The 23517-nt window shown below is 58.9% G+C and carries 29 protein-coding genes; 15 read left to right on the top strand and 14 right to left on the bottom strand.

All coding sequences use genetic code 11. The features are described 5' to 3' along the window. The first annotated feature begins 47 nt into the window (after positions 1-47). The 14 genes from XH80_RS15225 (at position 48) to XH80_RS15295 (ending at position 12330) form a co-directional block, all read left to right on the top strand. Positions 48-740, top strand: a complete 693-nt coding sequence (locus XH80_RS15225) for a class I SAM-dependent methyltransferase (protein ID WP_271599254.1) — start codon at positions 48-50, stop codon at positions 738-740. A gap of 74 nt (positions 741-814) precedes the next feature. Continuing rightward, positions 815-1234, top strand: a complete 420-nt coding sequence (locus XH80_RS15230; RefSeq protein WP_271599255.1) for a GFA family protein — start codon at positions 815-817, stop codon at positions 1232-1234. A gap of 440 nt (positions 1235-1674) precedes the next feature. Then, positions 1675-2529 carry a hypothetical protein gene (locus tag XH80_RS15235; RefSeq protein ID WP_271599256.1) on the top strand — a complete coding sequence of 285 codons (855 nt, stop codon included), beginning with the start codon at positions 1675-1677 and terminating at the stop codon, positions 2527-2529. Next, positions 2529-2975 (top strand): hypothetical protein, encoded by a 447-nt coding sequence (locus tag XH80_RS15240; protein ID WP_271599257.1) that lies wholly within the window; start codon positions 2529-2531, stop codon positions 2973-2975. The genes XH80_RS15235 and XH80_RS15240 overlap by 1 nt, the downstream gene beginning before the upstream one ends. Further along, on the top strand, positions 2962-3393 hold the full coding sequence (locus XH80_RS15245) for a hypothetical protein (protein WP_271599258.1): 432 nt from the start codon (positions 2962-2964) through the stop codon (positions 3391-3393). Before XH80_RS15240 ends, XH80_RS15245 begins: the two co-directional genes overlap by 14 nt. Before the next feature lie 556 nt (positions 3394-3949). Continuing rightward, positions 3950-4714, top strand: a complete 765-nt coding sequence (locus tag XH80_RS15250) for an SIR2 family protein (protein ID WP_271599259.1) — start codon at positions 3950-3952, stop codon at positions 4712-4714. Further along, entirely contained in the window at positions 4711-7446 is a 2736-nt protein-coding gene (locus XH80_RS15255) for a hypothetical protein (protein ID WP_271599260.1), read from the top strand. The genes XH80_RS15250 and XH80_RS15255 overlap by 4 nt, the downstream gene beginning before the upstream one ends. 292 nt (positions 7447-7738) lie before the next feature. Then, positions 7739-8596 carry a GIY-YIG nuclease family protein gene (locus XH80_RS15265; protein WP_271599261.1) on the top strand — a complete coding sequence of 286 codons (858 nt, stop codon included), beginning with the start codon at positions 7739-7741 and terminating at the stop codon, positions 8594-8596. Positions 8597-8679: 83 nt separating this feature from the next. Beyond that, positions 8680-9096: a hypothetical protein gene (locus tag XH80_RS15270; RefSeq protein WP_271599262.1), complete on the top strand. Its 417-nt coding sequence runs from the start codon at positions 8680-8682 to the stop codon at positions 9094-9096. 16 nt (positions 9097-9112) lie between these two features. Beyond that, positions 9113-9574: a thermonuclease family protein gene (locus XH80_RS15275; RefSeq protein WP_271599263.1), complete on the top strand. Its 462-nt coding sequence runs from the start codon at positions 9113-9115 to the stop codon at positions 9572-9574. A gap of 36 nt (positions 9575-9610) precedes the next feature. Beyond that, entirely contained in the window at positions 9611-10453 is an 843-nt protein-coding gene (locus XH80_RS15280) for a hypothetical protein (protein WP_271599264.1), read from the top strand. Between the two features lie 421 nt (positions 10454-10874). Further along, a complete protein-coding gene (locus XH80_RS15285; protein WP_333968746.1) occupies positions 10875-11459 on the top strand; it encodes an ATP-dependent DNA ligase in 585 nt (194 codons plus the stop codon). A 41-nt stretch (positions 11460-11500) separates the two neighbouring features. Further along, entirely contained in the window at positions 11501-11824 is a 324-nt protein-coding gene (locus XH80_RS15290; protein WP_271599266.1) for a low affinity iron permease family protein, read from the top strand. Positions 11825-11997: 173 nt separating this feature from the next. Continuing rightward, the gene (locus XH80_RS15295; RefSeq protein ID WP_271599267.1) at positions 11998-12330 is read left to right on the top strand and encodes a hypothetical protein; all 333 of its coding nucleotides are present in this window, start codon (positions 11998-12000) and stop codon (positions 12328-12330) included. Positions 12331-12473: 143 nt separating this feature from the next. On the opposite strand, the gene XH80_RS15300 is transcribed toward XH80_RS15295, so the two are convergent. Then, complete coding sequence (locus XH80_RS15300; RefSeq protein WP_271599268.1) at positions 12474-12776, bottom strand: hypothetical protein; 303 nt, start codon at positions 12774-12776, stop codon at positions 12474-12476. Between the two features lie 502 nt (positions 12777-13278). Between XH80_RS15300 and XH80_RS15305 the strand changes: the two genes are divergently transcribed. Next, positions 13279-13461 carry a hypothetical protein gene (locus XH80_RS15305; protein WP_271599269.1) on the top strand — a complete coding sequence of 61 codons (183 nt, stop codon included), beginning with the start codon at positions 13279-13281 and terminating at the stop codon, positions 13459-13461. A gap of 1108 nt (positions 13462-14569) precedes the next feature. Here the strand turns inward: XH80_RS15305 and XH80_RS15310 are convergent. The 13 genes from XH80_RS15310 to XH80_RS15370 form a co-directional block, all read right to left on the bottom strand. Further along, on the bottom strand, positions 14570-14863 hold the full coding sequence (locus XH80_RS15310; protein WP_271599270.1) for a hypothetical protein: 294 nt from the start codon (positions 14861-14863) through the stop codon (positions 14570-14572). A gap of 20 nt (positions 14864-14883) precedes the next feature. Then, a complete protein-coding gene (locus XH80_RS15315) occupies positions 14884-15162 on the bottom strand; it encodes a hypothetical protein (protein ID WP_271599271.1) in 279 nt (92 codons plus the stop codon). A gap of 465 nt (positions 15163-15627) precedes the next feature. Then, positions 15628-16056, bottom strand: coding sequence for a helix-turn-helix domain-containing protein (locus XH80_RS15320; RefSeq protein ID WP_271599272.1), 429 nt, complete (start codon positions 16054-16056; stop codon positions 15628-15630). A 181-nt stretch (positions 16057-16237) separates the two neighbouring features. Further along, positions 16238-16603 (bottom strand): hypothetical protein, encoded by a 366-nt coding sequence (locus tag XH80_RS15325; protein ID WP_271599273.1) that lies wholly within the window; start codon positions 16601-16603, stop codon positions 16238-16240. Positions 16604-16649: 46 nt separating this feature from the next. Further along, positions 16650-18632 carry a DUF2075 domain-containing protein gene (locus XH80_RS15330; RefSeq protein WP_271599274.1) on the bottom strand — a complete coding sequence of 661 codons (1983 nt, stop codon included), beginning with the start codon at positions 18630-18632 and terminating at the stop codon, positions 16650-16652. Positions 18633-18919: 287 nt separating this feature from the next. Beyond that, on the bottom strand, positions 18920-19819 hold the full coding sequence (locus tag XH80_RS15335; RefSeq protein WP_271599275.1) for a hypothetical protein: 900 nt from the start codon (positions 19817-19819) through the stop codon (positions 18920-18922). A 10-nt stretch (positions 19820-19829) separates the two neighbouring features. Then, positions 19830-20210: a hypothetical protein gene (locus XH80_RS15340; protein WP_271599276.1), complete on the bottom strand. Its 381-nt coding sequence runs from the start codon at positions 20208-20210 to the stop codon at positions 19830-19832. Positions 20211-20298: 88 nt separating this feature from the next. Further along, complete coding sequence (locus tag XH80_RS15345; protein ID WP_271599277.1) at positions 20299-20604, bottom strand: hypothetical protein; 306 nt, start codon at positions 20602-20604, stop codon at positions 20299-20301. Positions 20605-20855: 251 nt separating this feature from the next. Then, a complete protein-coding gene (locus tag XH80_RS15350; RefSeq protein ID WP_271599278.1) occupies positions 20856-21017 on the bottom strand; it encodes a hypothetical protein in 162 nt (53 codons plus the stop codon). Beyond that, a complete protein-coding gene (locus tag XH80_RS15355; protein ID WP_271599279.1) occupies positions 21017-21322 on the bottom strand; it encodes a hypothetical protein in 306 nt (101 codons plus the stop codon). The genes XH80_RS15350 and XH80_RS15355 overlap by 1 nt, the downstream gene beginning before the upstream one ends. 165 nt (positions 21323-21487) lie before the next feature. Continuing rightward, positions 21488-22675, bottom strand: coding sequence for an AAA family ATPase (locus XH80_RS15360; protein WP_271599280.1), 1188 nt, complete (start codon positions 22673-22675; stop codon positions 21488-21490). After that, positions 22672-22989, bottom strand: a complete 318-nt coding sequence (locus tag XH80_RS15365) for a DUF6074 family protein (protein WP_271599281.1) — start codon at positions 22987-22989, stop codon at positions 22672-22674. Before XH80_RS15365 ends, XH80_RS15360 begins: the two co-directional genes overlap by 4 nt. A 173-nt stretch (positions 22990-23162) precedes the next feature. Next, on the bottom strand, positions 23163-23426 hold the full coding sequence (locus tag XH80_RS15370) for a hypothetical protein (protein WP_271599282.1): 264 nt from the start codon (positions 23424-23426) through the stop codon (positions 23163-23165). Between the last annotated feature and the right edge of the window lie 91 nt (positions 23427-23517).

Here is a 23517-nt window from a genome sequence, read left to right on the forward strand (position 1 = left end):
GCCCCTATAGTATGCTTGCGACGGAATCTTGACGCGAGTCCCATCCGATGATCTCCCATCGTCCCGCTGTGCTCGCCCATGAGCGGTTCGTTGCCGACCGTGACAATTTTGCAGGTCTCGACCTCGCCGCGCGTTTTGAGAGGATCGAGCGGACCAATTTGTGGGGAGCTGCGACGTCGGTCTCGGGCTTGGGATCGGAAGATCCTGCCACCGCGGCGATCCGCGAGGCGCTGCCCGGCCTGCTGCATCGGCTGGGCGCCCGTTCACTGCTCGATGCGCCTTGCGGCGATGCCGGCTGGATCGGCAGCATGCAGCTCGATGTCGACTATATCGGCATCGACATCGTGCCGTCGCTGATCGCAGCCAACGGCGCCCGCGTCGCGCGAGGCGAGTTGCGGGGCCGCTTTGCCGTCGCCGACATCACGCGAGATTCCCTGCCGCGCTGCGAGGTGATCCTGTGCCGCGACTGTCTCGTGCATCTGAGCTTTCAGAACATCGCGCGCGCTATATCCTGCTTTCGCGCCAGCGGCGCGCAATTCCTGCTGGTCACGACCTTTCCGGAATGGGACGACAACAGCGATTGCGAGGACGGCGATTGGCGGGCACTCAACATGACGAAGCCGCCGTTCGGCTGGCCGGCCCCGCGCGAATTGATCAACGAGCGCTGCGAGGAGGGCGGTGGCGGCTGGCGCGACAAGAGCCTCGGGCTCTGGCGGCTGGACGAGTTGCCCGCCAGCTGAGCGCGCCTGACGCCCGGCCATCATCGCCGCGGCTTAAGCGGACATCGAAGCAATGAATGCAAGGAGTGGAGTCTATGATCGACGCCAGATGCAGCTGCGGCGCGCTTGCGCTGTCGCTTCCGGGACCGACCAACCTGGTCGCGGCCTGTCACTGTCTCGAATGCCAGCGGAGGACCGGCGCGCCGTTCGGTGTTGGTGCTTTCTATCCGGTCGATGCGGTCAAGATCTCAGGAGCGCCGAAGGAATATGTTCGCGCCGGCGAGAGCGGCGGCAGGGTCCGGTGCTATTTTTGTTCCGATTGCGGCTCGACGGTCTTTTGGAAGCCGGACAAATTACCGTCGATGATAGGCGTTGCCGTTGGTGCAATCGCTGACCCCAATTTCCCGGCGCCGATCAAATCGGTATTCGAGCGGTCGAAGCATGCATGGGTCAATATCGACGGCACGGACGTCGAGCATCTGCAGCACGGCAGCCTAACGAAGACTTCGAGCTGAGGGATGCGCATCGCGCGCTGGTGCCGGCTGAGGGGATTGCTAAATCGATTTAAGTCATTGTAATTTATTGCGAAATTTATGTTATGATTGACGCCTTACCAACGTAGATACCAACAATTCGCAAACGCTGGCGGAAGTTTTGACGGGGAAAACGACGACGGGAGAATGCCCGGCGGCGCAACCCAGTGTATTACGACAATGTTGTCTTTGGGGAGGGCAAGGGGGATGCCGGGCGGAACTACTCTGTGCCCCGTGTGCAATGGGAAATGTGTGTGCATCGTTTGCGACGGGCGGATGGAATATTTCCCTGAACCGAACCCGAAGGGCGAGTGGATGCCCTGTCCGGTCTGCTGCGGCGATCCAAACAAGAACGACCGACTTCGCGGCGTCTGCCAAAATTGCGAAGGCGTCGGCACCGTCGACAAACCGCAAACATACTGATGCAGCGCGCACCGATGAAGGCTGATCGCTTCCCCTATGAAGCGTCGCGATGGTCGCCGGCACAGCCGGACGAAGCCAGACGCTGGTTCGAAGAACTGGAAAAGCAAAGTCCCCTGAACGTCCGCAACCGGCTGACGAAAACCGACGCCGGCCCTGCCGGCGCGGTTACGATCGGGACGACGCAAATGACGATCGGCTTCGCCGAAGACTGGCTGGCTTGGCACGATCGCAGGCGTGAGGCATCGGAAGGCAAGCCAAAGAAGCACTGGCTTGATTGGGCTGGTTGGGCAGTTGCGGTGATATCCCTGTGCATTACCGGGTTCACGGCCTACCGCACGCTGCTAATCCAACGCGACGACATCCGCGTCGTTGTCGACGGCGCGCTGGCGGTGCGGCCCGACAAAGGCGATTTGCTGCTGGATCAGGATCAGCAGTTCACGTTCATCAATTCGGGAAACCGCGCGGCGGTCATCACCGAAATCTATGGAGAATTGGTGCTGGTCACCGATCCTAAGACTGGATGCGATGGCCGCTTCGCCAAATCGATCACCTTCAATCCGACCCAGATTGTCGTAAAGCCGGGAGACATTTTGCCTGTGCACGCGAACGTGGCGCAGCGTTATCCTTGGGTGAAGGACGGCAACGCACTCCGGTTTCGGAGGAGCAAGGAAGAACAGAACGACAGCTACATCGTCTGCCTACAGCTGTACGTGACGACGCCGGACAGTACATCGATCCGGTGGGTGCAAAAGCTCTATTCGGTCCCGGCGAAGGACGGCCAATCCCCAGACGCCCCTGATAGGGGCCCGCCGCCGTTGAACGTGATCCAACAGACGAACTGGGGCTTTGGCTGATGGAAATCGAACGATATTTCGAGCTGATCGTCGAGCCGACGATCGCCGACTTCGAAGCGAACCCGACGTCGGTCCGGCACGCCTTCTTGGCGGCGCTCGCGGTGTTCCACTCGATCGACTACCTGAATGCAAAGCGCGATCGAAAGAACTTTCGAGATGCGAGTGCCGACTTTGCGTTGGTCGATCGCATTGCGCACGCTTTCAAGCACGTTCATACCGGGCATCCAGCCGACCCAAACCTTCAGCCGCTCTCGAGCGCAGGCGTCATCGCGCGGCCGCCCATGTACTACACTGTATCTGGAGCCTACGGCTTATCGCGCTACAACGACGCGGTCGGCGGCGTCACTCTGGAGGGCGATCGAGCCGTAGACGTTCTGTCAGCGATTAAGGCCGCTGCTCACTTCGTCCGCCAGCAGTGCGAGAGCCAGCCTGATGCGAAAACCTAAACCACCGCGCCGCTTCCGCGGCCCGCGGCTGCCCGCCGATCCTGTCAACCTGACGCTGACGGAAGCCGCGAGCCGACAGATTGACGCTGCCATTGGTGCTTTGGAAAGGGGCAAGTTTGACGTCGCCCTGACGCTCGCCGGTGCTGCCGAAGGAATGATCAAGCGCGACGGCTATCACCTGCTTGCCGGCTTGCGCGATAACCCGCGCGCCAAAAAGAGATTTGCGGAAAAGAAGGATTGGATCGCGCAGCTTAATCGAGAGCGCGATTGGCTGAAGCACGGCGGAGCCGCTGAAATGCAAATCGAGTGCTTCGATGCCGCCATGATGATTGCGCGAGCGGCATCCAAGTTGGAGATCTGGACCGCGACGATAGAAGACTTTCGAACTTGGTTCATGGCCAATCTGGATAGCTTTTGATCAGTCTTGCGAGACCGCCCCGATGTTTCCGTCCGTTGCTTGTACCAAAGCCGCTGCGATTGGTGCCGCGCTCCAAATACTCTGCTGTCCTCCTCTGGCACTGTAGGGGCAAGGATTGTTGAGTTCAGCAGCGCCACAAGACCGGGTCATCTCTCTGGGAGCAGGACTTGCGTCAATCCCTGAGAGACTGCTGCTCGCACACGCTCGCGGAGAAGTGCTGTTTATCTGCGGCGCAGGCATATCTCGGCCAGCTGGGCTGCCCGACTTCAGAGAGTTGGTCTTGAACGTGTACGAGGCTTTGGACCCGGGTGTTCACACCGTTCTAACCAAATTGCCTCGTGGGATATGTAATCAGTGGGACGCGGACTGTAGCAGCCTGACGGAACGCCAATCCGCGGAGGTTAAACGCTTCATTGGGGGTGACTACGACGTCGTACTCGGAATGCTTGAGCGTCGCTTAGACGAAAAGACCAGAGGCGATAGTCAAGTCAGACGTGAAGTAGCCCGTCGGCTGCGGCTTGACGGAGTTGGGCCGGCCGCAGTTCATCGGGCGCTAATGCGGCTTGCCGACCGCGGCGGCGCCACCACCGTAGTGACGACAAATTTCGATCTGCTGCTTGAAGGGGGCACGAAACGGGGCTCTCGCGTTGATACGTACGCCTTGGGCTCAATACCGCGACCAACACGACAAGCCGACTTCGCGGGTGTCTTGCACATCCACGGCGCTCTTGACCCGGATCAAAGTCGATTTTCAGAGCTCGTTTTGTCGGACCAAGATTTCGGTGAGTTCTATCTGCGGCGGCGCGTTGTGCCTGACTTCATCTATGATGCCGCGCGTCTTTTCCACCTCGTACTTGTCGGCTACAGCGCGAACGATCCTCCTATGCGATATCTTTTGAACGCGGTCGCCGCGGACGGCTCGCGCTTTGACGATCTAAGGGAACGCTTTACGTTCTTCGGGACCCGCAGCCCCGATCCAGTCGCACTGGAAGATTGGAAGGCGCGGGGCATCACCCCTATACACTATGACGCGGCAGACGATCACAAGGCTCTCCAACTGACCCTAGAACGTTGGGCCGAATACTCGGCCATAAACGGCAAGCCAAATCGAATTAATGCTGAGATCCGCCGGATCGTAAAGAGCACAAGAGCAGCCGCCTCAGAGACCGATAAGGACCTGTTTGACCATCTAATCAGGCGCAGCAACACAAGCGAACGAATTCGGCTGGCGGCTGTGGCATCCAAGGCCAAGGCTGACCTCGGCTGGTTGGACGCGATTTCCAAAATTGGCGCCGAAAAAGAACGGACGCTTCGTCCATGAACCCGATCTATCTGGACGAACAAGATCGCGGCGTGTTTCGGGTCGTCCACACGTTCCTGAACGATCGGCTCCAAGAGAGAAGCACGGTTGAATGGGCTGCGCAATTGGGGGACGAAAATCGAATTGAACGGCTAGCAATCGAGAATTTGCTAAGTGGTCCCGGCGCTCGGCAACTCGAAGAGCCATGGGCGACGACATGGCGGTTGATTGAGGAGAGTTGGTCCGAAAAACCGATCGAGAAAGGCCCCTCGACCGCCATCTATTTCATACAACGTCGGTTGCGTGCTGGAGATCGCTCAGGATCGGTCATTTCAGCTATCGTGGATCTAGTAGCTCCGCGGCTGAAAGTAGGCACTATCAGCTCGTCATTTAGACACTTCACAAAAGTTCCCCGTCGTCCCAAGTCATTTCGTCATTTGATTTCTGCAAAGCTGTCGAGCGGCGACCTTGTAGACCTAAACGTCATCCAACTCGACCAGATTGATGACTTGGCGTTATTGGAAGGCACAGCTGGCGCACTGGAGGGCGCTGTAAATCGTGGCCTAGACATCGCTCGCCGCTTAGGTTGGGACGGGAAGGGGCAGCTGTGGCTACTTGGGGAGTTGTACCGGGTCATCTACGTCGTGCCCGGCCGCAGAACGGCCGAAGGGATCGAGGACCCCGACGCGTATCATCGCGGTATCGCGCCATCCGTGAAATTGCTATTTGCCGTGGTATCCCGCATCGCATCGCTGGACCGCGACTTGGCTCGACCGTTTGTGGCGCGGTGGCGCTCCGGCGCATCGGTGATCCATGTCCGTCTTTGGGCTGCTGCCGCCAAGAGCTTCGACTTTGTGTCGGTCCAAGACGTGGCAGAATTTCTCAATGAATTGGACGATCGAGAGTTTTGGGATCTCCATACCTTACCCGAAATTGCAGAACTTCGAGCGACCCGCTTTCACGAATTGGACGCAAAAACTCAACAGCGGATCGCCGACCGGCTAAGTAAAGGGCCCCCACGCAATCTGTGGGTTCGCAAAGGTGAGCCTGAAAGAGTTAAACAGGCCCGCTTGTATTCGACCATTCGCGAGTTGAACCGCATTCAAATCGCCGGCGGCGCTTTGAACTCCCGTGCCCGCAGCCTTTTGGCAGCCAATATCGCCAGTTTTCCCGAATTGCGAACAATGCCTGCGAACGAAGGCTTCCCGGACGGACCTGTCGTTAGAGATGTTTTCCCCGAACCGGACGATCGTTTTGAAGCCCTTGAGGGGGTAGCACGCCTCCGAGCGCTGGAAGCCGCGCTGGGAAGCAGTCGTGGCAGCTGGAATGACGATCCAGCTGGGCGCGCCGATGATTGGCTGAGGCAGCCGGACAAGACCAAGCTTGTCCTTCGTGACCTAGAGGCCGCAGACCGCGGAGGCGACGAGTTTCCGAAAGTGTGGGAGTGCTTTGGCTGGGCCCATTCACCGAATTCGCCTCAACAAGACGGTACAGGAAACCACGAAATCCAGCGGGAAGCGCGTCGTGTTCTTGCGCTCCTAGCGCAATTATCAGAGACAACGTTGCGTGCAGCGATCGACGGCGTCAGCAATTGGCTTGATCATTGGCGCGCTCAGGTAGTCTCGTCTCCGGCATGGCATGCAGTATGGTTCAGAGCGTGGCCCTTGGCAGTGATCGTTACTAACGAGGCTGGCAAGGGAGATAACACCGCCGATCTGAGCGCAAGTGCGGCTATCAATAACGACCGTCGTGAAACGATGGATTTGGATACGCTGAACACGCCGGCAGGAAAGCTCGTCGGTGTATTCCTCGCCGGATGCCCATCGCTCAATACGGTGCAACACCCGTTTGAAACTGACGAAGACCTTCGCCGCGTGCGTGACGCGCTAGTTGGAGTTGACGGTCGCAGTGGTTTGATCGCTCGGCACCGCTTGATCGAATTTCTGTCATACTTCTTGCGTGCGGACCACACATGGACCGAGCGGCAACTTATTCGGCCGCTGCTGAACGATGATGCTGCGTCGCTGGCTTTGTGGAGAGCCATAGCCCGACGCACGCACTTCGCTGATACCCTGGCCATTATTGGTGGAGCGATGGCTCAGAGGGCGTGCGACAAAAGGCTAGGCCGCGAGACGCGCGGTCGCTTGGCGTTTAGCGTGGTAGTCGAAAGCCTCCACGCATTTCGCAAGCAACGTCCTCCGGCGGTCCCGAACGGAAGGATCACGCAAATGTTGCGCACACTCGAAGACGAAGTTCGCGCAGCTGCCGCAAATGCAATACAGCAGTTCATCAGGGATGTATCGGAAAATCAGAACGATGACGGCGAAGGTTCGGCGGCTGATCTATTTCGATCTGCCGCGAGCCCTTTTATTCGGACAGTATGGCCGCAGGAGCGCTCGCTAACGACGCCGGGCGTGAGCAAGGCCTTCGCTGACCTTCCAGCAACTTCGAGATCAGCTTTTGCGGAAGCTGTTGGGGTAATCGAACGATTTCTCGTTCCATTTGAGTGTTGGTCGATGCTCGACTATGGGCTCTATGGCGACGAAGGCGGAGATCGAAAGCTTGCGATGATCGATGATGCGGCAAAGGGGGAAGCGTTACTCCGGTTGCTTGACCTAACAGTCGGAGCCTCGGAGGGCGCAGTTATCCCTTACGATCTGACCGATGCGTTAGATCAAATATCGAACGTTGCGCCCCAACTGGCCGAACGCCCGGCCTTCCGGCGGCTTTCAACCGCCGCGCGCCGAAATTAGATTGCTCAATTCCCACCCGATCGCGAATTGGATGGTCTCAAATGGGCCTGCTCTCGATTGGTCAAAGTTACTCCAATGGCCAATACGCCGCGGCGCAACGGCCAGCAGAGGGCGCCAGCGCCGGCCTGTGGGCCGGCAGCTTCGTCGAGCCTTGGCGATATCGAGCATGTACCCCGAATGGTGGAAGATCGTTAGATTGTTCCCACGGAACGCTCAACCGCTAATGAACGGCAGAGTAGAGTTTGCCACCAGCAGCGTGCCGGATAGAACAGTAACTTAAAGAGAAGAAATCGTGCCAAAGGGCTTCGTTTACATTCTCGTTTCTCCGAATAGTGACTTTATAAAGATTGGCCGCACCGAGCGGCCAATAAGCGAGAGGCTTCGCGGGATAAATGGCGGCGAGGCTTACGCTCCTCACGGTCCTTGGGAATTATCTGACTTCGTTCATGTGACGGACTGCGCCATAGTAGAGAGCGCGGTCCATCGTCACTTTCGAACGCGAAACGTGGACGTCGACGGGACGCGGGAGTTGTTCAGCGTCGCTCCGCACGAGGCCAGAGAACAATTGCGCTCGATCAGCGAACCACTTCGGGTCGATCCCGAGAGAACTGATCAGCTTTTCCGCAATCCCGATGTTAGCTTATTTCTCTTTCGCTTATTCCAGTTGTCGGGATTGTACGGCAATCTCGACATCCAAGGCGCATGGGCCTTGAGCGTTCTCCCGCAGACCAACGGAGGCCGTTGGTTCACGCTCAACATCGGGTCTCACGAAGTTGCGTTTAGCACGCGAGCGCCGATGGACGGGAAGTTCTCACATTACGTTGTGCTCGATCGCCTCATTTTGGAGTACCCAAAATCAATCATGTGGCTCGGTCAACATGGTGGGAACGTTCTAGACGCCGATTACAAGGCTGCTGAACGGGCGGTATGCGTGAGTTTCGACGAAGAGTTTGCAAAAGCCGAACGTTTCTTCGCCCTAGACGGGGTTCGTCGCGCAATGGTCGCTTATTGGGCCGATGCTCTGGCCGATCTTCGCGAGAGGAATGCAAAGAGCGTCTACGCAAGGTACCACTCGTACGATGCGGTGTCTCAGTTGCTCGAATACAAGCGAGCAAGAGACAAGGTGGTCGTGGGGCCTGGCGAGTTATGACACGATCGTTCAGGAAGGGGACGGTCTATGCTTGGCGCATCACATGCCGAGCCCTAGTTGCGCTTTTTCTGGGGACAGTTCGAATGGCGGCGGCCGGTGAGCACTCGGCCGAGACACCTGAATGCAAGGAAATAACAGCGAGGATCATCACGCAAACGAATACGAATTTCGATCACTTCTCGCCATCCGGCGGGAGCGTCTTCTTTAGAAGACCCGACATGGTCCTGATCTGCGACCCCAAGTTCGTGACCTATGTTTCCCTGAACTGGGATGCGAGCGGCTTTCCGCCGAACGAATGGTTCGCGCTGGCCGCAACGGCGGGAAACGCCGTTACGAGCGTCGACCGAACGAAGCTGGAGGTTGCTGCGCACCGATGCCATCGGGCAGCGCTGAAGGATCAAAGTGAACTAGCAACAATCGAACTTCATGGTGCCGCAGTCGAGTGTCAAGCGTTCACCCGGGACGGCGGCGGCGTGGTCGTGAATTTCGCCAAGCGTTGAAAAAAGGATTAGAGAGATGTGTGTCAGCAGGCTTATCATCGTTGCCCTTTTTGCAGTGGCTCATTCGAGCTTGGCGAGGTGCGAGCCAATAGCTGCGGACCAAGTACACGTCGTCGATGGCGATACCATTCGAATATATCACGAGACCCCCGACGTTCGACTTGTTGGCTTCAACGCGCCGGAGACGCGTCGCGCCCAATGCGCGCAAGAGCGCGAGCTTGGCGACCGAGCAACCCGGCGCCTGCGTGATATCGTTCGGTCTCAGCCCCTAGACTTCGATTTCGTTGACTGCTCGTGCCCACCGGGAACGGAGGGCACGTTCTCTTGCAACTATGGCCGATCTTGCGGTGTCCTCAAGGCGAACGGAACGGATATCGGCCAGACGTTGATCTCTGAAGGTCTCGCCGTGCCCTTTCCGTGCGGACCAACGCGCTGCCCTAAAACGCCGCGCCCGTGGTGCAATCGGCCGCATAGTTGAAGTGATCGTAGAAAAGTTGGAATGCTGGGGGGCAAAATGACACTTATCGCAGCAGCTGGAAACGCGAAATGTACTGTAATCGCGGCCGACACTCGTATTTCGTGGAACGGCGCGCCGCGCGATGATCAGACAGTGAAGGTAAGCCACTATAAGTTCTTCGACGGCGAGCTTATCGGTGCATTCACTGGTCTTGCGTACTGGAACGATTTCAATTCGAAGCGCTGGTGGTTAGGTCGTCTTCAGGAGATTGCCCAACCATGGGTCAGCACACGAGAGGCCTTAAGCTTTCTGAGGCGAGATATCTCCGCAGAGTTCCTCAGCAATCCAGAACTCAAAAGCCTCCTACCAGAACAGAAGAAGTTGAGCATTATATTCGGTGGATTGATCGACGGACTTCCGTTCAGCGCTCTCATTTCAAATTTTGAGGATTATGATGGCGAGTTCGATAGCGTTCGACCGGAATTCATCCTGACAAAGTGCGATGCGATCGACACCACAGCGGCGTGGTGTGGTTTTTTTGGTGCCCGCAAGCATGTTACGGATGCTGACAGGCAAGAGTTGTATAGGTTGGCTGATACTCAGGCCCCGACCACCGCCATCAAAGGCAAGTGCCACTCAATTGTTCTTAAGGCTTCGAGTGACCCGCGGACGCGTGCGACCGTTGGGCCGAATGTTTTGACGGCCACTCTCGAAGGAGGGATCGTTTCGTCCTGGCATTCAAATGAAGAGGAAGGCGACAAGATCATCGGGGTCGATGCCTTCAGTTCGTCTGCTGCCGGTGGTGAACCGATGATGATACGAGACATCGAAATCGTCGGCAGCAAGATTGCTCCTGCGCGCAGCAATAGAAGGGGCAAGCGCGGCAAACACAAGCCCTGACCGCCGCGGGACGCAGAGCGGAAAAATGTGGAAACGGGAGATACCCGGCATGTTGAGCAGACGCAAATGTTTAGTCAACTTAGCCGCAACGGCAGCCGCTCTGCCCGGAGCGCCTTCGACGGATACAGGCGCGCCCTACAGAGTTGCCGGCGGCACGCTCGTCATCATGGTGCCCACTAAGGACGGGCTCGTAATTGCTGAGACAGTCGGCTGACCATATTGGAAGCGGGTATAGCTTGCGATACTGAATACAAAGGTACTTCCATTCCCGGCATCTATCGTGACAGAGGTTGGCAAAAGACCGCCGGGGCTGTGACTTCCCTAAGGGAGGCTTCGTTCCCGACGTTAAGCGGAAGGCCCCCGACCTTGGGTTCCAAGCCTCGCAAAATAGCCCGCAACGGCCTATTTACGATCCATGCGCATGGCTTACGAACTCTGCCTAGCAATGGCCGGCAAACAGGTCCCATCGGGCCCGGACTGGCTTCATGAAGTGAAGCATGATGGCTACCGGATGCTTGTCATCCGAGAGAATGCGGGAGTGCGCCTGCTGTCTCGCAACGGCACCGACTGGACCAAGCGCTATCCGTGGATCGCCGAAGCCGCGCTGAAGAACCGGCAAAAGCACTTCGTCATCGACGGTGAAGCCGTGATCCTAGGCGTCGACGGCATCTCCGACTTCAACGCGCTACATTCGCGGAAACACGATCATGAAGTCCAGCTCTGTGCCTTCGACGTCCTAGCCATCGGCGGCGATGACTTGCGCGACCTACCCCTCCATCATCGGAAGACCAACCTTGCGCGGCTGCTGGCGCGCCGTCCGGACGGTATCACCGTTGCGCCGTTTGAGCGCGGCGAGATAGGCCCTGAGCTTTTTCGAGCCGCCTGTCGCATGGGCCTTGAGGGGCTGGTTTCAAAGCATCGCGATCGGCCATACCGGGGTGGCCGCCAGAAGCACTGGATCAAGGTGAAGAACCGCAGCCACCCGGCAATGGATCGCGAACTGTAGAGGTTCATGGAACCGACAAAAGCAGAGCCACGTTGATTGCCATGGCCCTGAAGGAAGTCCGAGGCTGGTTGACCAATATCGGCGTGCTGGCTGCGCGGCCAGCCGCGTTCGTCGTGTTTCTCGTTTATGCCGCGCTTTGGATGGTCTTCGGCAATGGCCTAGAGTGGCATTCGTTTGCTACTCTCGCGACCTGGGGAATGACCCTCGTGATCCAGCGCGCCGAGCACCGCGACACGCAAGCCATTCATGCCAAGCTAGACGAACTCCTGAAGGTTCATGGGGAGGCCAGAAACTCGCTTATGAATATCGATGACAAGGACGCTGAGGAAGTCGAGCGGGAACGAGCAGAGGTCCGTGCATCGTGAGCCGCGGTCTAAACAACTGGGTCGCGGTTGAATGTTCACCCTCGCGGTTCCAGAATTAACCCGCCACCGCGACATCAAGCTTAATTCCAGACTTTGATTGCAGCGACGCTGCGGAGCGTTAGCTTCTCACGGCCGGACATTGCCCTGTGGTCCGGGTCCCCAATGCGAAGCCGTTGCGCCATTATATTCGACGCGGCGGCTTCGTTTGGACTGTAGGGCTCTCGCGCGAGTTTCATTTGAAAAGGCAGTCAGACCGCGAAACTCTCGATCTCATGGCGATGCGTCGGCAACTCACGGCCCTGCGCTCGCAATACTCGGACAACCTTGCAATTGCTTCGCTCTTGAACCGTTTCCTCGTAAAGGTCGCATTCCTCTCGGAGCCGAAAGACCGCGACCACGAACAATATCTCCGATCCGAATTTGCAGAGACGCTGAAGAAGGTGGAGGCGATCACCTCCCGCAAACCAGCAGCGAAGCGGTCGGCTCCCACTAAGCCATCCAAGTAACATTAACGATCGTATCTCATTGCGCTTGCCGCAGCGGCGCCGATGCTAGACACAGTCGCGAAGAGCGTCCTTGTTTGGCGTACTGACGTCCTTCGCGGCGAGGGGCCGCCGCGTTCGTCGGCGGCCCCGTCCATGAGCAAGTCTCAGTAGGCCCGGCGCACCAGCAGAGGCAACCGCCCGACTTTTCGGAAAAACGCTGACCGATCATTGATTGCATTGCGGCCGGCGAGAACGCCGTTCAGGGAGGATTGCGGCAAAAGCGGCTGTACGCAGCCGAGGACGCCGTCTAAATTCCTAGGTAATTGACCGGTGGAAACACGATGGCCAAATTGACCGGAATAATTGTGGCCTTGACTGCATTTCTCGCGGCTTTTGCGGGATTGATCGATGTATGCGGCCGCTTGATTAGCAGGACCGAACCGGTGACCTGCAAGCTCAGTTTCCAAATCGGGCTTCCGTTACCCTGGTGCGGCCCCCGTAGCAAGAACTACAACCTGACAGTTAAGGCCAAAGCTTCGTCGAGCGGAAATGACAGCTTGAAAACGACCAAAGCGTGAGAAGCGCCACCTGATGGCTGGCGCTTCGTCGCTGGAAGTTTCCGTGGAATTCCATCACCGGGCAATTCAGAGAGCGCGGAAGGTGGTTTTGGAGATGGGAAGCCGGGCTATGTGGCAGACGTAAAACCTGAACGGGTTTGCTTTGATGTCTGGGCCAATACGCACGATGCTCGCGTGACAAGAAGCTTTGAAGGAAGCGGGTCAGTAATTGTCGAAAGATACTAGCGCCAAGCTTGCATCGCGTGCGGTCGGCGCCCGTTTGGCCCGACCGCCGCGACCGCCGCGACCGGCGCAGCGCGCGAAAAAAATGAGGTTCTTAACTTTCGCGAGACACCCGCGAAACCGACGGGCGATAGACCGTCCATCCATTCTGAATAAAGGAGATTGATGGATGTCTATCCCGGTTGAATTAGTGCGCGGCTTCAACAACTTCGGGATCAAGGTGCTTGTCCCGGGGCGTTCGGCCGACGATCTTATCGAGGTATGGGTCAGCTGGCCGATCGGCGAAAAGAGGACGGACGTGCTGATCTGTAACGGCTTCGACGAAGTTGCGTCCGTATCGCTCGACCATTAAGGCCGCTGTGATCGGCGCGGCCTTCGTCGCCGCGCCAATTCGCCTACATTCTGTTATCCAGCAGCGGAATGCGATCGTACCGAAGCAGCGCGTCCCATTTGCCCCGCCGTGCGTGGGGCGTGACGTCCCGGCGGATCACGACGGCTTGCGCGTACGCTTCTTCCATGGTGCGCCTAAGTCGGCAGGCTGATGCGGCGCCAGCACTCGGGTGCGGTGAATGCCGTACCGCAATCAAAAAGGTGCGGACAGCGTGCGTATATCGCCCGCCCATCAGACCGTCGATTTGAGGAAGCCGCGGCTTTTGGGCAGAGTAAGGACGGCGCACCAAAGGGCCGTATTTGCCGCGCTCTAAAGGGGCCTTGCTCAGCGATCGTCTGCTCTTCGATGGCCGCACGCATAACACCGCACTGCGCACATGTTGAACGACCGCTTTCGCGTCTGACACGGCCGCCAAGAGCGGCAAGCCCCTACGATCGATCCAACGCGACGCGACCCGCGCCACGGCGTTAGGCCCGATCTGGCCCGCATCGCTGCGAAGTCACTGGACAAGGGCGTTTGGGACGCGCTGACACGGCCGCGCAAGGCGTTAAGGAAATCGTCTCGCCTTGTCACCCACGAAGAGGCCGGGTTGTTAAGCGGCCTCAGTAATACTAATGCACGAAGATCCTTGCACCGGCCGACACGATGCGGATGATGGACGTAGCCGCGAAGCCCATCATCGTCTCGCCTACCGACGTTCTTCGCGGCGAGGGGTCGCCGTCCCTTTTGGTCGACGACCACCCCTTCTGATGCTGCAAATCTTGAGGTCTCGGAAAGTGTCTCTCGCATGAACCGGTGTTGAGCGGCGACGCGTCACACGCAAGGCGCTCGAACAAACTGTGATGCTTTCCCTACCAGGCAAACCGACGATCACGCCCTGCAAGATGCTGAACCTCTCCGTCCTCGGGGCCTGACGAATTTCGGACGTCGTTCGATTGTCGCTTGGTGTGGCGACAGGAAGACCGCGCTAGCATGTCGTTCGTTTTTTAAAGTCGCACTCAATCGATGCGAACCCCGTCCAGAGGGCGCGATCTTGGGGGTCTTGCCGGGCGCGGGCAGCCTCTGCTGATCAGAAGGTGCGGCCGAAGCCCACGACACCGCCCATGCTCCCTGGCTGATGCGGGGTAGGTGAGGTAGAGGCGTTCTGACCAAACCCGTAATTGTTGGTGCCCGGCACAGGTATCGAAATCTGCGAATTGCCGTTCAACGCTGTGCCAGTCGTTGTGCCGCTCGGAAGGAACGAGGAATTCACGTTGTTCGTCGTTCCGAGTTGGTATTGCGGCGCGTTCGGTGCGTTCTGAGGCTGTGCCGCACCCGAAAGGAAGCAAAGAACGATCGCGGCAATCGTCGCACGATCCATCATCTGAGTTCTCCTTGACTTTGTTAGAGCATCGCCGGGTTGTGCAGCGCACGGCGATGCAGATCGTCCATGTCACTGTTGAACTTGAGCACCTTGCGGGCTTCATCCGGAGGCAGCTTCGCAATGAGCTCATTGCACGCCGATTGCTGGTCGATCGCTTTGAGGTAAGCCGGCATGTTTTCGGCGGCCAGCGCGGCGCCGGCCGCGATCAGCGCTCGTGTCTTGCAGTCGCCGTATTCGCTCGCATTGGCTGACGGCGAGCCAGCAATGATCACCAAGAAGAGCAAAGCAGATTTACGCATAACTACTCTCCGCTCATGTAGCCCCACCCCAGATCAACACCGCCCCAGTGAACCGAAAATGAATAGAGTGCGGCGAACAAATGGCGGGAGGGGAGCGGGTACTGCGGCTGCGGCGCGCCTTACGTGCCGGCAGCAGAGCGCGCCGCAGCAGCCATTGCCGCGAACCCGGACAAGTCTGACCGGGCGATTACCGCGGAACTTGGCGTCGCCGACAGGACCGTTAACCGCGCGCGCAAAAGGGCAACTTCGACATGTGTCGCAGTTGAGCAGCGCGTCGCCAAAGACGGGAAAGTTCGCAAGATGCCGAAACCTGATCCGCCGCGACCTTAGGCCGGCGCAACGGAGGAAGCTGATCGCGAAGCGGAAGGGCGGGGGCGCGGAAGGCGTGGTTCGCCGCCTCAGCGCCGCAAAAGGCCACAGTCGCGCCATCGCGCGGCTGTGGCCTAGCCCGAGCCACCGGGTGCGCTACGCACAACGAGCAATCTGAGCCGACAGGGGGTTCAGCACCACGGTGATGTGAACTTTGTCGTCGGTCACCGCATTGGCCTCCGCGAGCGCGCGAATGTACTCGTGGCGGGCCTTCGTCAGTCGCTCAGTGACGGTCGCCTGCCCCGAGGCGGCGGTCGACTGCCCCGAAGTGGTGGTCGACGGATTGGCATTGGTCGCAGTCGGGGCCGCCACGCCTTCGAGAATGAACTCCACACTCGTGTCATACAGTTTCGCGAGCGCGCGGATGTTCTTCAGTTCCGGGTTGACGTCGTCACGCATCTCGTAGGCGTGGAGGGTGTTGTAGTGGATCTTGGCTTGTTCGGCTGCCTCTTTCCGGCTCAAACCCTTAGCCTCCCGGAGAGTAATCAATCGCTCGCCCCGGGGCGTCTTCGCTTCAGTGACCATAGCTGGCCTCCATTAAATGTGGATTTTATGCCGCGCTTCAGCCCGGCCCGGTTCGTATCCCACATTTATTCAGCGCGCGCAAGGTTTATTGTGAAAAAAGTGGTCGAGAGGGCCGATGGTAATGAAGTACCAGCCGGCCACTTGGCCGACCGTTTCCCTTTCTCGTCGGCGCACACTGAAGCTACCCGATCTTTCGGCGGCGGATGGCCAAGATGAAGCTTTCCCACCAATTCGCGAACTCGGGATCGGACATGCTGCCCTTGGCGTTGTTCGCAAACTTCGCAACCCATCGGACGTTTCGCTTGCAATATCCGCGGGCACCAACGATCCGATCAATCGTCGCGCTCTGTGGCCCGCTCTTAGTGAGCGGAACGCCTGTCAACGCACAGCGGAAATTTTGACGTCGAAGCAATTTCAAAAGATATTCGGCTGTTACGTCGATCTGAGGCAAGTGCGGCCGACTTCTTGATCGCCATCTCGCGAAGTAAAGGCAATCCGCGACCTTCCGGCTGACGTCCACCGCCGACAACGTTTCCAGAGTGATCATCTTCTTCCGCCCAACCGGAGTAATGCCGTCGCAAGCGGCCGGTCTCTCAGGGTTCGCATGCAGTTAATCCGCAATCTAGTAGGTATTGAAAGGTGCCGTCATAGTGATGGGCGGGCCGTGTAGGATCAGCTGGGTCACCCCCCTCGGGTAGATAGATAACCATCCCTTGGCGGGCGCGCGTAAGTAGGACCCGGTAGGCATTCTCGAGGTACATCTGGTCCGTCTCGCTGTTCACGTTTTGCCAGCTCGTTCCTCGAAATCTTTGATGCGCCCATCGGCCGCCTGCGCGGCGCAGGTCGCCCTCCCAGCAAACACCGACCCAGTCCAGTTCAAGCCCTTGAACGTCAAATTCGGTGGCGGGGTCTTCTAAATAGTAAGATGACCGAACGTCCTGTTTTCCGTTCAGAAACCAAGAAGGTGCATCTAACTGCTGGGAAACGTTCAGTCCGTCCGGTTTAAGCCGGTGCGCGCCGGAGGATGCAACCAATCCGAAGCGCTCCGACCCACGCGCGCGGTTTCGAAGCCACGCCTTTGCCGATTGAAGGTCGCGGGTCAACGCGATCGGATAGGCTGATTTGATCTTCGCATAATGTTCGCGGGCCAACTTAATATCGCCGGCGATAAGCGCGCTCACGAATTCCGAAAGCATCTCTGCACGAAATGACCGAACAGAAACTGCCAAATGCAACGCCGGCTTCATGTGGAATTCAAGACCTTCCAGCATTGCGGTAAGGTCTTCCCCACGATGGTAATCGCGGTGTTTCAGTTGGGGCGAGGTATAAATCAGCCAGCCCGGAAATCTTCGGCGCAAGGCGTCGAACCACTCCTTCAACCCAGCTTCGCCCGCATTGATTTCCTGTCCACCACCCACCAGACATACAACGGTGCACCATTCGCGGTGCCGATCCATGATGCTGATTAGGAACTCCGGCTCTGACATCGCGAAGTCACTTATGCCTCGCTTTTGAGCCATAAACTTCGCTGTCTGCTGCGCATTCCAAGCGCGTTGGGCTTCGTCGAACACGGTCACGTGTTCGACCGGTGCATCCGCTGAAAGTAGGCTGGCGTCTCGGAAGTGATGAATGTTTTGTATGAAAGCTTTCACCTTGCGCGTCGCGTCACCCTTCTTCAAGGGAAGACCCAAGTCTTTGGCTTGGGCCAGTTCGTCGCGAGCGAGAGCTTCTCGCAAGACGTCGACTAGCGGTCCGTTACCCGAGAGGAATACTGCATGTTCTTCTTCTCGAATTCTGGCGCGATGGGTCACGAGGTTGAGGCCGGCCAGTGTTTTACCGGCGCCAGGTACGCCCGTTACGAAGCAGATCGCCTTTCGTTTGGCCGCCTTGGCTGCATCGATGATTTCTTCAAGACAGGCTGTCGTCTCACCTAGGTTTTTTGCACCGGCATCAGACCGGCTTATTTCCTCAACCCTATGCCCCCGGTAAAGCGCTTGGGCGGCTTCCACGATAGTCGGGGTCGGCCGATAGCCACTGGCAAGCCAGGTGTCTGGGTGGATCGGATGATTTGCCGGGGCACTCCGCAGGACCTCCGATAGCATCGCTCCCAAGTCACTGCCGTTCGACAACAAGGGGGCCGCAACCCAGTCCGAAGACCATCGGACGTCTTTTCGGGTGCCAATCGCCTTCGTAGCGATGACGACGGGAACAATACACTTCTCGTGGCTACCGGCGTGGAAATTTTTCAGGTCCAGCGCGTAATCCGTGACTTGGTCAATCGCAGATGCGTCGAAATTTGTAGATCCAACCTTGAACTCAATCACAAAAACTGTGGCGCCTTCAATCAGGATTGCATCTACCCGGCGGCCCATGCGGGGAATTGAAAATTCAAGGGCAAGCCACGCCCCCTTCATAGGGCGAAGTTCACGCTGAAGTAGCGCTAATTGGTCCAGCCAAGCGTTTTTTTGTTGGATGGTGAGTTCGTGCCGGTGACTTTGGGTGAGGATACCCAAAATCTGAGAAACTGGCGAACAAAGAAATTCGGTTACTCGTGAACTGTAGTACGCTTGCCGCATTTGTCAGGTCATCTGCGGATCAAGCATTCAAACCAGACCCGGGCGTCCGCCAATGAAAGTTCTAAGTTGGCGGCAGACAATCGCAAGTTCACTATCCGATCAAGAACGACGTTCGAACAATGTGGATAGTTGCCTAACAGAATGAAGCAACGCCTCGGCGGGCTTCGCCAGAATGGGGAGGCCGCGGGCCTCGCGGCCCGCGGCCATTGACGCGCCTGCCGATGCAAGGAGGCGCGGCACCACGACGCTCTGCTGGCAAGCAAAGACCAACAGAGCGCCGAATAAAATCACGCGGCGGCGTTCCGGTCGGCTTCACCGGGCAGGGCGGCTTTCGGCGGCCAGGGGCGATCAGCCGGAATGAGTTCGACCTGCGTCGGCCGCGGCGGCCTCTTCCGCGGCGCGGTCGCTGCGGCGACGTCGAGAGTGGCGACGGTTTCCGGCGTCATAAGCGCACCGTCGAATGCGAGACCCGGGCCGTCGAGACGCGGAAGGCGGATCAAGCTGAAAAAATCGCCGGGCCAATCGGGAAGCGTCCGGGGGTGGAATTCGACCTCCCTGAATTTCCTCCGCACGCAGCGCCAACGGATGCTTGCGCCGGCGACGTGGAGGCTACCGGTCACACCGTCGTTGGTAGCGACCGCCGCCTGATCGCCAACTATCCGCCCGTCGTCGGCGACGACCCAGAGTTCCGTCGTCCGCGAACGCAAGTCCTTGCGATCCTCTGGACCAAGGTCCCGGGCCAGAATGTCGGCGGCCGGGATCGGCGCTTCACCGTCGGGCAGGGTTTCGTTCAGCCGCTTGGCATCAAGGGCCTGTTGCGCGGCTTCCTTCGCCAGTTGCAACAATTCGGCGGCGATCCGTTGCCCGTCCGTCCTGATGCGCGCCGCCAGATCGTTTGCGGCTTTTCGGGCTGCTGCAATTTCTCGGCGGACCGCTGCGTCCGCTTCGGCCCTCCGCGCAGCGTCCGCTTCTGTTTCGTGGGTCTCAAACAAACCAGCCCGACGATCGACTTCAAGGGCGGCCGCGTTGCGCTCGGTGCTCCACTTCGCAAAGGCGACGCTGTCAACCCGCGCGGCCGCTTTGCCGGCATCGATTTCGGCCAGTTTGGCGCGGGCGGCCTCAAGGTCCGCCCGCAAAGCGGCGGTGCGCTTATCAGCTTCGGATGGTTTCCGGAATGGATTTCGCATCAGTGCCCCCTTAGCCGACTTGCATCCCGCGCGACTTCAGGGACGCGTCCCACAGAGCAGAACTGTCCGTCGCCGTGTTCGCTTTCTGCATAGGAAAGCCGCGAGCCGACAGAGCCTGATCCCACAGCGCCGCAGTGTCATCCGCGCTCGCTGCGGTGACGCTGGATGTAGGCGGCAGCGCGGCGGCGTCCGCGGCCGGCGCGGCAGCAAGCGCCGCCTTGACTTGCTCGACCGACATATCGGTCGTGGTCGCCAGCGTCCGCGCCAGACTTTCGCGGCCTGCTGCTTCCGGCGCGGCCAAGATTGCTCCGATCCGGGCGCGGTCTCTTTTCAGCGCGACGGACACCGCCGTCCGAAGGTCAGAATTGGTGAAGGTTCGTGTTTCGCTCATTGCGGTCCTCTCAAATTTCTTCGGAGGATCGCTGAGAGCGCCGATCGCGGCAACGCACCGCGCGCGCGTCGGCGCGCGTTTCGCTACCTCATTCGCGCATCCGCGCGCGATTTACGCTGTTGACACGACGCAATGCGGATACGGGCAGGGTGTCGACGAAGGGGGCGATCACGACTTCCCAGCGGGCGCCGTTCTTGAAACCGTAGCCGCCGGGTTCGATCCCAAACCGGTTATCCTCGCAACGTTTGCGCATCTGCGCTTCGCTAACCCCGGCAACATACGCGGCATCCTTCAGCCGCATCCGGCGCATCGCGCCCAACGGCGCTTCTTCCAGCTGATCGGCGACCGCGCGCAGCGCCTGAACAGTGGCTGCGATGCTGGCAGTGTCAATCACCGGGAGTGCTCCCGCAATTGTCGTGGCGACGGCGCCCCGTAAGGAAACCGGGAAATTGACCGCCGGGAATATGCTCGAAAACCGGGGCCGCTTGGGCCGCATCTGATCGACCCTCGGTGTACGTTCCTTTGATGAGGGGGAGGGGGGTAGGCTCGGCAGCCGCGGCCGTCAGTGCGTTCGCAGAAGCAGACATCGGCAATGTGCGGTCGATCGGCGCGCGCATCAGCGAGGCTACCAGCGGCTTTGCGGCGCTACTCGGCTTCATGCCGCTGATCCCGGTTGTCCGCGACGTCGTCGTTTGTCTGGATCGGTGTCGACGGGATCGCCGGCTGCGGCGCGCCACGGAGTGACGGTGCGATCGGCGCGGGTTGCGGCCATTCGTCGGTGTCCCAATCCATTTGATCGTCCTTCATCATTCACCTTTTAATGTTTCCAAAAGGTCGGCCGGCAGGTCGTCCATGCCGTCGTCACCGCCTTCGTCGAAGTCGCCTTGGTCAAGATCACCGTGATCTGCCGGTCGCGCCGTCAGGCGCGCCGGCGCCAACGTGCAGCCGCTTCGGTCTTGTGAGGGGTTGTGCAGAGTGACAATCCAGACATCGCGGCGGTTTCGATCGCGAGTGACGCTGACTAATGCGTCGCCAAGTGAGCCGAAGAAGGCGGCGTCCCCGTCTGAGGTCTTTCGCTGGTAGAGCCGAAACAGTTCGACGCCGCCGGTCATGTCAGCCCCGGCTTTCCGGGAGACTGCCCGTCGCCGACGCGCCCGAAGGCGCGTCCGGCGCTTGGCGCGATGTCAGAGGCCGAAGCCCAACAGCGTTTCTATTGGGCATCGAAAGGCCCAATGACCCCAACAGGCCCAATGAAGCCCAATACAACCCCAACAGCGTCATGGTTGGGCCCAATGACTGTCCCCCAACAAATCCTCTCTCTTAAGAGAGGATTGGGCCGTTGGGGTTGGGGACGGCTCTGGTTGGGTCCAGACCTCCTTAGAGGTGAAATCCAACCGTGCTTGCCGCTTCAGTTCCACTAAGCAACGTCGAAGCATTTCGGAACTGGAAGATGGATTGAGAGGCGTGACGATCTCTTGCTCTCGCGCTTCAGTGAGAAGGGTCGCCCGATCGATCCGACCGCCAGCCGCGATCGATTGGAAGAGTGCGAACACTCTTTCCGCCCGCTGCAAGTCGGCCTTCGATGTAGCGGCGTGCGCGCCCTTCGGCGCGTCGCCGCGCTCCGCACCGCCTTCCTCATAGATAGGCTCGATGAAGACCGAGAACTCCGCATCCGCATCTTCGGTCGCCGGCGTGACTTCGACTACAGGCATTCGAAATCTAAATGTTTGGCCGTCGGGAGCGTCGTTCGCGAGAGTGACTTCTGCCGTCCGAACTTCATCCGCCTCTTTCTGGATGGAGATGACGACGTCGGCACTGGCGGTGATCGTAGTGCTACCTCGTGCCTTTCCCCGACCTTCAGTGTTGTGATGAAGAACCAGCACCGCAACTTGAGCTTCCTCCGCGATGCGGGTCAGTTCATTCATCATGGCGCCCATCGGGCCGGCGGCGTTTTCGTCGATGCCGCCCGCACAGCGGTTCAACGTGTCGATCACGATTAGGCTGCCGCCTCCGGCCTTAGATGAAATCTCGCGCATCGTCGCGATCACTGCACTCGCGTCCTTTGCGAGGGTCAGGTTGACCGGCGTTGTCGATACGGCAATCGGAGGCCGAATGTTGCCTTGTAGTTTCTGCGAGGCCCGAAACCGCTTCTTCGTAATGCGACCTTTTTCGAGGGCGAGGTAAAGCACTGCGCCTTGACGGACCTTCCGTCGAAAAAAATCGGTTCCGGTTGCTACGCAGAGGCTGAGGTGTGTGGCGAACTGTGTTTTGCCGATCTTCGTTTCGGCATGGATTACGACGACCTCTCCGATGCCGCAGAGGCCGGGAACGACCCACTCCTTGCGCTGGACAATCGAGGGGTCGCCCAAGAATTCGTAATCGACCGTTGATGCCCTCTTTAATCCGCTGTTCTGAGATTGCATCACAGCGTCGGATACTTCTTTGACCTGGGGGCGCGGCATCATTTCGAACCGTCAATCGGGATACGAAAATCGGGCCCGTGCAGTTCGCGGCCGATGGCGCTGGCGAAGTCCATGAACACGTCGTCGGCGTCGCAGCAGGAGATGCCGAGTTTCTCCACGTCTTCACAGACCCGCTCCAAGACGTTGGCAAGATAGTCGCTTGCCTCGGCGGGCGTCATCGCGCGCATCGCGCGCGCGTGACGTTCAACTAGATGGCGTTGCCGGCTGTATGGGAAAGGCAGAACCTCGGAAGCCCCTGCCTTAGGCCGCGCGTCGGGCGATCGAAGAACCAATGGAAAGACGATGACGTCAGGCATTGTCGATGCACCTCGGTTGAACATGGTAGACCTGCGCCATAGGGCAGACCTCGAACTCAAGGAAAGGGTTTGGCGGCGCGCCGCGAGGGATCACAGCGCGCCGCCGGTGCTGCCGCGGTACGTCCGCGCGACAGCAGGGCGCCGGCGGCGTGCTAACGCCGGCGCAAAGACGGCTAATCGGCGGCCTGATCGCCGCGGCAATAGCGGAACAAGTCTTCTACCGGCGTGACCGTGGACCGACCTGCCTTGCGAGCGCGGATCACCCCTTCTGCAATCAGTCTGTAGTACTTCGTTGTGCCGATACCTGCGATTTCGCAGAAGCGACCGGGAGACACGTTCGCTGGCGCATTGTAAATTTTCACGAAGTCTGGAAATTTCATATCGTCTTCGCGAGATCGTTGAGACGTTGGCAGGTGGGGAGGCAGTTTGCGGCTCATCGCGTGACCCTTCTCCTTCGGTCTTTTAGGTTCGTCGATGGCCGCAACAATTCGCCGTGCCGATGGCGTTCGTCAAATGTCTTCGGGTTTC

This window comes from Bradyrhizobium sp. CCBAU 45384 (assembly GCF_028128665.1).
In the GTDB taxonomy this organism is placed as follows: Bacteria; Pseudomonadota; Alphaproteobacteria; order Rhizobiales; family Xanthobacteraceae; genus Bradyrhizobium; species Bradyrhizobium manausense.